11 protein-coding genes are annotated in these 12,203 nt (G+C 70.1%); 6 read left to right on the top strand and 5 right to left on the bottom strand.

Annotated elements, in window-relative coordinates:
• Positions 1 to 312 precede the first annotated feature (312 nt).
• The 3 genes from E1293_RS36915 to E1293_RS36905 all read left to right on the top strand — a co-directional run bounded on the left by E1293_RS36915 (position 313) and on the right by E1293_RS36905 (position 7,362).
• Positions 313 to 2,895, top strand: a complete 2,583-nt coding sequence (locus E1293_RS36915) for a transglycosylase domain-containing protein (protein ID WP_132203076.1) — start codon at positions 313 to 315, stop codon at positions 2,893 to 2,895.
• Positions 2,896 to 3,275: 380 nt separating this feature from the next.
• The gene (locus tag E1293_RS36910; protein WP_279473325.1) at positions 3,276 to 5,819 is read left to right on the top strand and encodes a transglycosylase domain-containing protein; all 2,544 of its coding nucleotides are present in this window, start codon (positions 3,276 to 3,278) and stop codon (positions 5,817 to 5,819) included.
• A gap of 106 nt (positions 5,820 to 5,925) precedes the next feature.
• A complete protein-coding gene (locus tag E1293_RS36905) occupies positions 5,926 to 7,362 on the top strand; it encodes a glycosyltransferase family 87 protein (protein ID WP_243717093.1) in 1,437 nt (478 codons plus the stop codon).
• Positions 7,363 to 7,372: 10 nt separating this feature from the next.
• On the opposite strand, the gene E1293_RS36900 is transcribed toward E1293_RS36905, so the two are convergent.
• From E1293_RS36900 to E1293_RS36880, 5 genes are all read right to left on the bottom strand, one after another.
• Positions 7,373 to 8,299 carry a MerR family transcriptional regulator gene (locus E1293_RS36900; RefSeq protein WP_132203074.1) on the bottom strand — a complete coding sequence of 309 codons (927 nt, stop codon included), beginning with the start codon at positions 8,297 to 8,299 and terminating at the stop codon, positions 7,373 to 7,375.
• Between the two features lie 96 nt (positions 8,300 to 8,395).
• Positions 8,396 to 8,875, bottom strand: a complete 480-nt coding sequence (locus tag E1293_RS36895) for a hypothetical protein (RefSeq protein WP_132203072.1) — start codon at positions 8,873 to 8,875, stop codon at positions 8,396 to 8,398.
• Between the two features lie 296 nt (positions 8,876 to 9,171).
• On the bottom strand, positions 9,172 to 9,564 hold the full coding sequence (locus tag E1293_RS36890) for a DUF4190 domain-containing protein (protein ID WP_132203070.1): 393 nt from the start codon (positions 9,562 to 9,564) through the stop codon (positions 9,172 to 9,174).
• Positions 9,565 to 9,704: 140 nt separating this feature from the next.
• Positions 9,705 to 10,472: a deoxyribonuclease IV gene (locus E1293_RS36885; protein ID WP_132203068.1), complete on the bottom strand. Its 768-nt coding sequence runs from the start codon at positions 10,470 to 10,472 to the stop codon at positions 9,705 to 9,707.
• A 123-nt stretch (positions 10,473 to 10,595) separates the two neighbouring features.
• Entirely contained in the window at positions 10,596 to 10,904 is a 309-nt protein-coding gene (locus E1293_RS36880; protein ID WP_132203066.1) for a hypothetical protein, read from the bottom strand.
• A gap of 221 nt (positions 10,905 to 11,125) precedes the next feature.
• On the opposite strand from E1293_RS36880, the gene E1293_RS47975 reads away from it, so the two are divergent.
• The 3 genes from E1293_RS47975 to E1293_RS36870 form a co-directional block, all read left to right on the top strand.
• A complete protein-coding gene (locus E1293_RS47975; protein WP_165978556.1) occupies positions 11,126 to 11,290 on the top strand; it encodes a hypothetical protein in 165 nt (54 codons plus the stop codon).
• A 180-nt stretch (positions 11,291 to 11,470) separates the two neighbouring features.
• Positions 11,471 to 11,761 (top strand): 30S ribosomal protein S6, encoded by a 291-nt coding sequence (gene rpsF / locus E1293_RS36875; RefSeq protein WP_132203064.1) that lies wholly within the window; start codon positions 11,471 to 11,473, stop codon positions 11,759 to 11,761.
• Positions 11,762 to 11,798: 37 nt separating this feature from the next.
• A partial coding sequence (locus tag E1293_RS36870; protein ID WP_132203062.1) for a single-stranded DNA-binding protein occupies positions 11,799 to 12,203 on the top strand: 405 nt, incomplete at its 3' end.

The raw sequence follows: 12,203 nt of genomic DNA, 5'->3' as shown, positions 1-12,203 counted from the left end.
CCCGGCGCACCGGGCGGCTTCGGTACGGGCGGCTTCGGCGCGCCAGGCGGCCCCGGTGCTCCAGGTGGGCCCGGTGCTCCAGGTGGCCCCGGCATGGCGGGTGGGCCCGGGGTAGGCGGGCCGGGTGCGCCGAGCGGTCCCGGCATGCCGGGTGGGCCCGGTGCCCCGGGTGGGCCTGGTGGGCCTGGTGGCCCGAATGGGCCCGGTGCGGGTGGCTTCGGCGCGCAGGGTGGCTTTGGTCCGCAGGGCGGGATGAGGCCTCAAGGCGGGCCTGGCATGCCGGGAGTCGCCGGTCCCCCCAACGCGCCCGGTATGGGCGGTGTCGCGGGTGGAGCCGGGGCACCGGGCGCCTTCGGGATGGGCGGCGCGCCCGGCATGGCCGGCGCCCCTCCCAAGCCGGGGGTCCGCGAGAAGCTCGGTGAGCTCGGGAAGGCCGGGCAGGGCCTCGGGTCGAAGGTGAGCGCGAAGTTCCGGAGCAACGGAACCCGCGCCGCCAGCCGATCAGGCGGACCGGGTGGACCAGGCGGTCCGGGCGGTCCCGGCGGTCCCGGCGGTCCCGGTGGGCCTGGACGTCCGGGCGGGCCCGGACGGCAGGGACCCCCTCCGAAGAAGGGGTTCCTCGGTCATCTGCAGTCCCGGCAGACGGGATGGCGGCGGTTCATCCCGTCCTGGAAGATCGTGGCCGGCGTCTGCGGGCTCGGCTTCGCGGCGTTCATCACGCTGATCTGGGTCGCGTACACGAACACGCCGACGCCGAAGGAGCCGACGGTCGCCGGCGTCGAGGACCAGGCGTCGATCTTCTACTACACCGACGGCACCGAGATCGGCCGGATCGGCAAGAAGCGGCAGAGCGTCGAGCTGGACAAGGTCCCGGCGCACGTCCAGGACGCGGTGCTCGCGGCGGAGAACCGCAGCTTCCGCACCGACCCGGGGTTCTCGGTCAAGGGCACGACGCGCGCGGTGTGGGACAACCTGACCGGCGGGTCGGGCGGCGGGTCCACCATCACCCAGCAGCTGGCGAAGAACTACTACTCCGACCCGAACAACCGGACGGTCAGCCGGAAGTTCCAGGAGCTGTTCATCTCGGTGAAGCTGGAGGACGAGCACTCCAAGAACGAGATCCTCAAGCTCTACCTGAACACGATCTACTTCGGCCGCGACACCTACGGCATCCAGGCGGCGTCCCGCGAGTACTTCGGCAAGGACGTGTGGGAGCTCACGCCGGACCAGGGGGCCCTCCTCGGCGGCATCATCCAGAACGCCAACCGGGATCCGGCGGACAAGGCCAACCAGGCGTACGTGACCGCGAGGTACCAGTACACCCTCAAGGGCATGGTCTCGATGGGCAAGCTCAGCCAGGCCGACGCCGACAAGTACATGCAGCACCTTCCCAAGATCAGGAAGGCGGGCACCTCCGACCTCTTCGGCGGCCAGCGCGGCTACATGCTGATGCGCGCCAAGGAGGAGCTCAGCCGGAAGAAGATCGACAGCAAGGAGCTGACGACCAAGGGCCTGCGGGTCTACACGACGTTCGACCGCAAGAAGATGGCGATGGCCAGGCAGGCGGCCGAGAAGACCGTCCCGCAGGTGAACCCGAAGAAGCTCGCGAAGAAGAAGATCCGCGTGGGCCTGGTGTCGGTGAACTCCGCGAACGGCGAGGTCGTCGCGTTCTACGGCGGTCCCGACTACCTGCAGCAGTCGTTCAACAACGTGTGGCAGGGCTCGGCGCAGGCGGGGTCGGCGATGAAGCCGTACGTCCTCGCGACGGCGCTGAAGCAGAACTACAGCCTGAAGAGCATGGTCGAGGGACGGTCGAAGACGCCGATCGGCCCGGACGGCAGCGTGGTGTCCAAGGACGATCCGAAGGCCGTGATCGTCCCGAACAGCCATGACGTGGGCCCGGCGATCAACCTGATCACGGCGACGAAGGACTCGGTGAACACCGCGTTCCTCCAGCTGATGGGCAAGGTCGGCATCGAAGAGGCGATCAAGACCGAGACCGACGCCGGCATCGCGCCCGACCTGCTGGAACCGCACAAGTGCTGCCTGAACCTCGCGCTGGGCGTCAACAACATCCGGCCGATCGAGCAGGCGAGCGGCTACGCGGTGTTCGCCAGCGGCGGCGTGTACCACCAGCCGCATGTGATCCGGACGGTCAAGGAGTCCGACAACAAGACGGTCCGGCTGAAGCCGAAGTGGGAGAAGCACCGCGTCTTCAGCGAGAAGGTCGCGGCGGACGCCACCTACGCGATGCAGCAGGTCGTCAAGGGCGGTACGGCGACGGCCGCGCAGTTGCCGGACGGACGGCAGGCCGCGGGCAAGACCGGTACCACCGACCGCAACGTGTCGTCGTGGTTCATCGGCTATGTCCCGCAGGTCTCGACGGCGGTGACGATCTACAACGACGCGACCGGCCCGGACGGCAAGAAGAAGTCGGTGATCCTGCCGCAGATCGGCGAGGTGGAGGGCGGCACGATCCCCGCCCGCATCTGGCGGTCCTACATGTCGAAGTCGCTGAAGGGCATGGACCACGAGGCGTTCCCGCCGCCCGCGTGGGGCGGGATCGTGCAGAAGTGGGCGAAGCCGCCGGCGAAGAAGAAGGACAAGCGGCCGCCGTGGTGCAACACCCCGATCGGCAAGTTCGACCCGCGCTGCCAGGGCGACGGCGGCGGCGACGGCGGGAACCAGGGCAACCTGCCGCCGTGCCAGTCGCCGTTCCAGAACGGCAACTGCGACCCGAACAAGCCGCCGAGCAATCCGCCGCCGCGGTGGTGGTGCCAGGTCCATAAGGGCGATCCTGCCTGCCGCAACCGGGGCGGCGGTGGCGGGAACGGCCGCGGCGCCACCCCGCAGAACTCCGGTCCTCTGCTGCCGTTGTCAAGGCCGCCGGAATGAACGGCCGGAATGAACCGGCGGACCCGTGCGAACCGAACCGTCCAGTGAAGGTGGGGGTGTGACATGAAGCATCTTCGTGAATTGCCGCACGCCGGCGGCCCCGTCCGGGTGCGTCCGCCGGTGCCGGAGAGGGCGAGCATCGCCTCATCTGCCCCCGCCGCACCAGGGGCACAGTACGCTCGGACGACGCATAGCCGTACCCCAGTTGATGAGGCCGACGCGTGAGTGACTCAAGCCGATACGGACCGGACTTCGGAGAGGGCTCTGGCCGGAGGGGCTCCCCCCGCCCCGGCTCTTCCGGCACACCTTCCGGCGGGCAGCGCGGGGGTCCGCCGCGCTCTGGCGGCAGGACGGGCGGACGTTCCGGCGGGCCCGCGAGGATGGGCGGCTCCGGCGGAGGCCGGCGCCGCGGCGCGCCCGCGTCCATGCGCTCGGGCGGCACCGGCCGGCCCGGCGGCGGCAGGCCCGGACCCGGCGGTCCGGGCGCACCCGGCGGTCCGGGCGGCCCCGGCCAGGGCGGACGCGGACCCGGCGGCCCGGGCGGCCCCGGCGGACCCGGCAGGCCCGGCGGCCCGGGCGGCGGCGGCCCAGGTGGTCCCGGCGGGCCGGGCGGTCCCGGCGGCGGGGGCGACGGCTTCTGGGGCGACGAGGGACGCGGCCGGCGCGAGAAGAAGCGCCCGGACGACCCGGACCAGAAGACCGGCTGGCGGCGCTACGTCCCGTCCTGGAAGATCACCGTCGCCGTCGTCAGCGTGCTCATCCTCGGCATGGCCACGCTCGTCGTCGTCGCCTACGCCAACACTCCGGTGCCGACCAAGAAGCAGCAGGACGCGCTCCGCCAGGAGTCGGTGATCACCTACGCGGACGGGTCGACGCTCGCCCGCATCGGCACCCACCGCGAGGACATCCCGCTCAAGGACGTCCCGCAGCACGTCCAGAACGCGGTCCTCGCCGCGGAGGACCGCAACTTCTGGCACGAGCCCGGCATCTCGCCGACCGGCATCGCCGGCGCGTTCTACCGCGCCGCGACCGGCGGGGAGGTCGCGGGCGCCTCGACGATCACCCAGCAGCTGGCCCGGAACTACTTCGCCAACCTCAGCCAGGACCGGACGGTCAGCCGCAAGTTCAAGGAGATCCTCATCTCCGTCCGGATGGGCAAGGAGTGGGACAAGAAGAAGATCCTTGAGCTGTACCTCAACACCGTCCCCTTCGGGCGCCGGTCGTACGGCGTGCAGGCGGCGTCGCGCGCCTACTTCCACAAGCCGGTCACCGAGATCAACGAGTACCAGGCGGCGATGCTCGCCGCGATGATCCAGCGGCCGAACTACTTCGCCACCTACGGCCCGGCGTCCAACCCGGCCAAGCAGGCGCTGATCAACCGCTGGAACTACGTCCTGGACGGGATGGTCAGCCAGGGCTGGATGGACTCGGGCAAGCGCGCGCAGGCGAAGTTCCCGCAGACGCAGAAGCAGTGGTCCGACGCCCCGGACGACCCGAACGCCGGTTACCTGCAGGACCGCGTCATCGCCGAGCTGAAGACGCTCGGCATCGACGAGAACCGGCTTGAGTTCGGCGGCCTGAAGATCCAGACCACGTTCCGCAAGGATCTGCAGGACTACACGAACAAGGCCGTCAACAAGATCCGCAAGGACAACGGACTCAACAGCCAGATCAAGTTCGGGCTCGCCGCCGTCGACCCGAAGACGGGCGGGGTGGTCGCCGCCTACGGCGGCCCGGACTACCGCAAGCAGCAGTTCGACAACTCCTTCCAGGGCAGCGTGCAGCCGGGTTCGTCGTTCAAGCCGATCGTGCTCGCCACCGCCCTCGACCAGGGCATCAGCCTGAAGACGACGATGGACGGCTCGTACAAGCGGACGATCAACGGTGCGACGTTCACCAACGACAGCCGCTCGGAGAACGGCGTCTACAACCTCAAGCAGATGACCGAGAAGTCGATCAACACGGCCTACGTCGAGCTGGGGCAGAAGGTCCAGCTGTCCAACGTCGTGGACATGGCCAAGAAGATGGGCATCCCCGCGACCACCCAGAACCTGAAGGACGACATCACGTCGCTTCCGCTGGGCGTCATCGACGCGACCCCGGTCACGATGGCGTCGGTGTACTCGACGTTCCCGGCGGGCGGCAAGCACCGGCAGGCCCACGTGATCTCCAAGATCACGAACAACGAGGGCCACTCGATCGTGAACAACGAGAACAAGCCGCTGGAGAAGCTGCCCTACCAGAAGCCCACGGAGGCCTTCGACGAGGGAGTCGCGGCGGACGCCATCTCCGCGCTGCGGGCCGTCGTCCAGTCCGGTACCGGTACGCGGGCGAGCCTCGGCGCCCGTCCCGTCGCCGGTAAGACCGGTACCACCGACGAGAACAAGTCGGCGTGGTTCGTCGGATTCACGCCGGAGCTCGTGACGTCGGTGGCGGTGTGGCGGCAGAAGGGCGAGAAGCGCAAGTCGCTGGTCGGCGTCGGCAACTACAGCCAGGTCTACGGTGGTACGCTCCCGGCCGAGCTGTTCAAGACCTTCATGACGAAGGCGCTGGACGGCAAGGAGATCACCCCGTTCCCGCCGCCGGTCAACGGCGGCACGCTGGCCCCGTGGGCGAAGGCGAAGCCGGCGCCCACCACGTCCACGTCCCCGTCGCCGACCAACACGCCGACCTGCCCGCCCGGCCAGCAGCAGAACCAGCAGCAGAACCAGCAGCAGCCGGGCTGCGCGCCGGAGTCGCCGAAGCCGACGAACACCCCGACGAACCCGGGCAACGGGGACGTGCCCTGCAACCAGATCGGTCTCCCGGCGGGTTGCAACCCGAACCTGCCCCCCGAAGGGGACAAGTCCTGGTGGTGCGCGCAACAGGCGCACCGCAACCACCCCGCCTGCCGCCAGGAGGACCCGGCCCGCAACAACGACTAGCGGCACGTCCCGCGACGGATGGACGGCCCGGAACCGGCGGCGGTTCCGGGCCGTTCCCCGTCCGCTCTTGATCGATACCGGGCAACGGCGAATAGTCTTGCTGTCCATGTCGTCGTCTACCGAGAGGCTCATGATGTCCGCCGACCGCGACCCGGCGGACGCGCCCGGCCGGCTGGCGCGGCTCGCGCCGGTGCTGACGGGCCTCACCGCGCTGGTGTGCCTGCTCGGCTGGCTGCAGAAGCAGCCGTGCGCGTCGGTGCGGTTCGACTTCCTCAAGACGACGTCGAACGCCTGCTACACCGACATCTATCCGCTCTACTACGTGCGCGGGCTGAGCGACGGGAAGGTCCCGTACTTCGACTCGTTCAGCGGCTCCGACCTCCACCACGTCGAGTACCCGGTGCTGAGCGGCGCCTTCATGCAGTTGGTCGCGTGGCTGGTCAAGCCGTTCGGGGTGGACGAGCGCGGGATGGCGTTCTACAACGTCACGGCGCTGCTCCTGGCCGTCCTCGCGATCGTCGCCGTCCTCGCCACCGCCTACGTCGCGGGACGGCGCTCGCTGCGCGCCGGCCTGATGGTGGCGCTGTCGCCCGCACTGCTGCTCACCGCCTACATCAACTGGGACCTGCTCGCGGTGGCGCTGTCGGCGCTGGCGCTCGCCGCCTGGTCGGCGCGCCGCCCGGCGCTCGCGGGCGCCCTCCTCGGCCTGGCGATCGCGGCGAAGTTCTATCCGCTGCTGTTCCTCGGTCCGCTCGTTCTGCTGTGCGTCCGGGCGGGGCGGTGGGGCGCCATGGCGCGGATGCTCGCCGGCACCGCCGGTGCCTGGCTGCTCGTCAACGTGCCCGTGATGGTCTTCGCGTGGGACGGCTGGAAGGAGTTCTACACCTTCAGCCAGGAGCGCGGCATCGACTGGGGCTCGATCTTCTTCGTGCTGCAGAACCACGGGCTGGACGGGCCCGCGTCCGACACCGACGAGCTCAACCTCCTCGGCACGGGAACGTTCCTGGTCCTGGCCGCCGGGATCGCCGTCCTCGCGCTGGCCGCGCCGCGCCGCCCGCGGCTGCCGCAGCTGATGTTCCTCGTGCTGGTCGCGTTCATGCTGCCGAACAAGGTCTGGTCGCCGCAGTACGTCCTGTGGCTGCTGCCGCTCGCGGTGCTGGCGCGTCCGAAGCTGCCCGCGTTCGTCGTCTGGCAGCTCGGCGAGATCGCCTACTTCTTCGGCATCTGGTGGTTCCTGCTGTCGGTGTCCGGCCAGACGCCGGGCGCCGACCTGTCCGGGACGGTGTCGGCGGTGCTGAGCCTGGACGCGCCGGAGGGCGGCATCAGCCAGGACGTCTACTCGCTGGCGCTGCTCGCCCGGTTCGCGACCGTCCTGCTGCTGGCGGCGCTGGTGGTGCTGGACATTCTGCGTCCGTCCATGGACTCGGTCCGGGCGGACGGGATCGACGACCCGGCCGGCGGCGTCCTCGACGGAGCCACGGATGTGGTCGCCCTGGGACGCCGGCGCGGTGCCCACCTCGCCGGCGTCCCAGTGCGGACCTAGCCGCGAAGACCTAGTCGCGCAGGGCCTCGACGAACCATTCGAACGACGGGGTCATGGCGGGCCAGACCGGCCAGCCGTTGATGGTGGCGATCAGCTGCCAGTACCGTTCCGCGCGCCGGTCGGTACCGACCTCCGTCCGCCGCCGCAGCTCGCGCCGGAACCCGGCGTCGTCCGCGGCGCCGAAGGCCTCCGCGTAGGCGGCCACCAGCTCGTCGACGATGGGACGGGCGGCGTCCGAACGGGGCTCGATCCCGTCCGCGATCGCCGCGGCGATCTTCTCGCCCGTCAGCTGGCCGAGTTGCGCCGGGTCGTCCGGATAGGTGCCCTTCTCCAGGTCGGCGGCCTGGTACTCGGCCATCCGCCGCACCGCCGCCCGGAAGTCCGGGTCGCCGACCAGCTCGGCCAGTTCGACCCAGGCGTCGACCTGCTCGGGTTCGGGGTCGTCGGGCAGCTCCGGCAGCGCGGACCGCATCTTCGCCTCGAAACCGGGGTCCAGGTCGAGTCCGGCGAACGACTCGTCGATGAAGTCGGTGATGATCCGCCGGCGCTCCTCGTCGGACAGCCGGGCGAGCTTGTGCATGATTTCGATCTCCTCCGGGGTGGATCCGCGTTTGGCGACCGCCCGCAGCACGGCCCGGCGCAGCCGGAGCGTCCGGATCTGCACGTCCAGCGCCTCCGCGTGCGCCGAAGCGACCTCCCCGACGCCGATCTCGCGCTCCAGCACCCGCTGGATCGTGCCGAGGTCGACACCGAGATCCCGCAGCGTCCGGACGAGGTCCAGGCGCGCGGCGGCCTCCGCGTCGTACAGCCGGTAGCCGGCTTCGGTACGGCAGGTGGGCGGCACGACGCCTTCGTCGGAGTAGAACCGGATCGTCCGCACCGAAAGCCCGGTGCGGTTCGCCAGCTCCCCGATCGTGTACAAGGCGTCGCCGTCCATGTCCCTCACCTTGCGGCCTCCACCCACTGGAGACTCAAGCCCGACATTAGGCGAGGCCCGTCCCGGGTCGGTGGGACGGGCCTCGGGGGCTGTGGGTCAGTCTTCGTAGGACGGGTCGGCGATGGTGGGGGTGGTGCCTTCGCGGCGGGCGCGGCGGGCGTCCTGGACGAACTCGCGGGAGAACATCGCGGACAGGGTGGCGACGCCGCCGCGGTGGACGCGGATCTCCCCGTGCCGGACGTCGCCGGTGAGGCGGACGGTGCGGCCGCCGCCGTTCTCGCCCGTCCAGTCCTTGACGCGGCCGCGGCCGGTGTAGCGCAGGTCCCAGTGGTCGATGCGGGCGTCCTGCGGGACGAGCAGCTTGACCATCGCGTGGTCGAGGTCGACCTCGATCTCGATGTCGCCGTCCGGGATCCGCGGCGAGCGCAGGTCGAGGACGACCATGCCGCGGCGGGCGCGCACCTCGAAGCGGCGGTCGGCCGTCCAGTGGCCGAGCTTCTTGACGGTCTCGTAGTGGGCCTGGACGCGCGCGGTCTCGACGGTGGGGGCGGTCTCGGCGGTGGGCGTGGTGTTCATCTCTGTGTTCCTTTCGGAATCGGGCAACTACCTCGCTCCCAGAGTTGCTCGATACTTGAGCCTCTCTGATATCGAGAGAATAGAAGCGACGCCGGTACCGTGTCAAGGCGGCAAGGATCGAACTGCTCGCGGGACGCCGGAAGCCGGGCGGCTACCAGTGGCGAGCGGTCCTGGGCGTGGACGCTGGGGCGGTCAGGGCATGACGAAACGCCCGCACCCCCATGACGGCTCTGATGCCGAGCGTCGGTGTCGAGGTGGCGGGCGTCCCCCGGCTCGCCTGAGCGGAGACCGGCCGGTCAGTACGTGGTCGGTTCCTGGTTGAGGCTCCAGATCGCCGCGCCGTAGATCCCCACGACGACGATCCAGTAGATCAGGCCGAGCACGGCGAAGAAGTAGCCCAGGATGAGCCCCGCGACGGCCATGCCGTGGCCGCCCTCACCGGTGCGCTTGATCTGGCTCTGCGCGACATGCCCGAAGATGACGGCGCCCACGGAGAAGATCACCACGCCGCACGTGACGAACCCGATGATGCCCAGCACCATGGACGCCACGGCCATGCCGTTGTTGCGCGGGACCACCGGCGGCCCGCCGCCGTAGTAGTGGTGCTGCACCGCCGGAGGCTGCGAGTAGTGCTGGCCGTAGGGGTCCTGCTGTCCGTAGCCGTAGGGGTCGTAAGGGGGCTGTGCCATGTGCATCCCGATCGGTTCGCGCGCCGCCGCCGGAGAACGCGCGTGCGCTGGGGGCTGGATTCCGGATTATGCCAGTGTGGCTCGTTCGATTAGATGCCGCACCGGCCGCGACGGTTCCCCGGACCAGTGACTCTGCTTCGTCAGAGCTTCGAGCGCAACCAGGAAATGTCGTCGGCCTGACCCGCCGCCGGCGTCTCCACCACCACCGGCGCGCCGGCGGCCCTGACCACGCCGAGGATCAGCTCCGGGTCGATGCTGCCGCCGCCCAGGTTGGCGTGCCGGTCGGCGCCCGATCCGAACGCGTCCCGGCTGTCGTTGCAGTGCACGAGGTCGACGCGGCCGGTAATGGCCTTGATCCGGTCGACGGCGTCGACCAGCTCCTCCCCCGCCGCGTGCGCGTGGCAGGTGTCGAGGCAGAAGCCGAGCTTGGAGTCCAGCCCCGGGACTCCGGACAGGACCTCCCACAGCCGGGCGATCCGGTCGAACTTGCGGGCCATGGCGTTCCCGCCGCCCGCGGTGTTCTCGATGTAGACCGGGATCGGGCACTCGACCCGCTCGAACACCTTGCGCCAGTTCTCGAAGCCGTCCTCCGGATCGTCGTCCTTCAGGACGTGCCCGCCGTGCACGATCAGCGCCTTCGCGCCGATGGACGCCGCCGCCTCCAGCTGCTGCGTGAGGTTCTTGCGGCTCGGGATCCGGATCCGGTTGTTGGACGTCGCCACGTTGATCGTGTACGGGGCGTGCACGTAGACGTCCACGCCGGAACCCGCCAGCGCCTCGACGCCCTCGGGCAGGACGGGCTTCTTCCAGCCCTGCGGGTCGCCCAGGAAGAACTGGACGACGTCCGCCCCGACCGCGCGGGCGTTGTCGAGCGGGTTGTGCTGGTCGACGTGGGCTCCGATGCGCATGCCCACGAGACTATCCGCGCCCTGCGACAACACGGGCGCCGATCACGCGGGACGCGTCAGGTCGATCGCGCGCGACGCACAGGCGGATCGCGCGCGACGCACAGGCGGATCGCGCGGGACGCGTCAGATGGAGAAGCCGCCGTTGCTCAGCGCGAAGCCGCCGCCGACGAACGCGGCGATCATGCCGATCACGTTCAGCCAGCGCTCGTTCGTCGTCGCCGAGACCATCTGGGAGTACAGCGCGACCGGCAGGCCGACGGCGCCGAAGACCGAGCCGAAGAAGTGCGTCGCCGGGATCCAGCCCAGGATCAGCGCGGCGATCCCGATGGTGACGGCGACCACCGCGAGCACGTCCTGCCGCCGATGCGGCTCTGCCTCCGCTCGGCTGCGGACGGCGGGCTGCCGGCCCGCGTCGGTTGCCTCCTGTGGCATCGGGACCCTCCTCCAGGTCGTGGCTCCCGCGCCTTGGGGCACACGGTGTACGCGGGACCGGACGGACCATGTGGGTAAAGGAATGCCCAGCCGGGACGAAGATCAACCGGCGCGGGCGCGCGGAAATGTCGGCGGCACCCGGTAGAGTCGAACACAGATTCGAGTACACCGGCTCGGGTCCGTCCCCCGAGGGGAAGCGGGGAGAGCAGGAGGTGCACACCGTGACCGAAGCGGAGCTGGGGCTCATCGGCGACGCGGAGCTCGTGGAGGAGCTGTCGATGCTGACGACCCAGACGGGCCGCATGCGCGCCCGCATGGCCGACATCATGGCCGAACTGGAACGCCGCCGCTGTACCCGGACGCCCCACCCGGCGGCAAGACGCTGACGGCCGGCGGCGGCCGGCTGCCGGAACCGGCTCTTACGCTGCCAACTGTTGGTAGCCTGTACCGGTCTCGCGGCAGGTGCGCCCGGCGATCCGGGGTCCGGCGCCGCCGCGGGGGACGCAACAGCCCTCCTGTCACGGAGAGACCGTGACCGCACCAGTCCAGAGGAGGTAGGGACCAGCATGCGTCGTTACGAACTCATGGCCATTCTCGACCCCGCCATCGACGAGCGCACCGCGAACACCGCGCTCGACCCGTTCCTGCAGGTCGTCAAGGACGGCGGCGGCAGCGTGGAGAAGGTCGACGTCTGGGGCCGCCGGCGCCTGGCGTACGAAATCCTGAAGAAGTCCGAAGGCATCTTCGCGGTGGTCGACCTGTCGGCTGAGCCTGCCACGGTCAAGGAGCTCGACCGGCAGCTCAACCTGAGCGAGTCGATTCTCCGTACCAAGGTCATCCGCCCCGAGGTCCACTGAGCCTGGCTCAGCCCTCTCAGCAGCCGGAGCGAGCCCCATGGCAGGCGACACCGTAATCACGATGGTCGGGAACCTCGTCGAGGACCCGAATCTGCGCTTCACACCGAGCGGCCAGGCGGTCGCGTCCTTCCGCATGGCGTCGACCCCGCGGTTCTTCGACCGTCAGTCGAACGACTGGAAGGACGGCGAGGCGCTGTTCCTGACCTGCAACGTCTGGCGGCAGGCGGCCGAGAACGTGGCCGAGACCCTGCAGCGCGGCATGCGGGTGATCGTGCAGGGACGTCTCAAGCAGCGCTCCTACGAGACCCGCGAGGGTGAGAAGCGCACCGTCTTCGAGATCGAGGTCGACGAGGTCGGCCCGTCGCTGCGCAACGCCACCGCCAAGGTCAACAAGACCCAGCGGCAGGGCGGCGGCGGTGGCGGCGGCTTCGGCGGCGGCGGC

Origin of the sequence: Actinomadura darangshiensis (assembly GCF_004349235.1) — a bacterium.
Taxonomy (GTDB): domain Bacteria; phylum Actinomycetota; class Actinomycetes; order Streptosporangiales; family Streptosporangiaceae; genus Spirillospora; species Spirillospora darangshiensis.
This window is presented reverse-complemented; position numbering and strand designations above follow the sequence as displayed.